This is a genomic window from Nocardia asiatica NBRC 100129 (assembly GCF_000308415.1).
GTDB classification, from domain to species: Bacteria; Actinomycetota; Actinomycetes; order Mycobacteriales; family Mycobacteriaceae; genus Nocardia; species Nocardia asiatica.
The window spans coordinates 1-298 of the sequence record NZ_BAFS01000317.1 but is presented as its reverse complement, the minus strand read 5'-3'; the positions used below and the strand labels follow the sequence as shown (position 1 = coordinate 298).

At 71.8% G+C, this 298-nt stretch carries 1 pseudogene; it reads right to left on the bottom strand.

Features of this window, described 5'->3' with window-relative positions:
- A pseudogene (locus ON27_RS29185) lies at nucleotides 1–276 on the bottom strand (pyruvate, phosphate dikinase); the annotation flags it as partial.
- Between the last annotated feature and the right edge of the window lie 22 nt (nucleotides 277–298).

Below are 298 nucleotides of genomic sequence, written 5' to 3'. Positions count from 1 at the left end.
CACCGTGTCCATCATCCCCGGCATGCTCACCGCCGCGCCCGAGCGCACCGACACCAGCAGCGGACGGGTATGCGACCCGAAGGTCCGCCCGGTGCCGCGTTCCAGCGCGGCGATCCCCGCGCGGACCGCGCGCCAGATGTCCTCGCCGATGGCTCCGCGCGCCGCGAAGTCGGCCCAGCCGTCCATGGTGATCACGAACGCGGGCGGGACGGAAAGACCCAGTGCGCGCATGCGGTTGACGCTCCACGCTTTTCCGCCGATGCGTTCCCGCGACAGCGAACAGGCGCCGTCGAGTTCG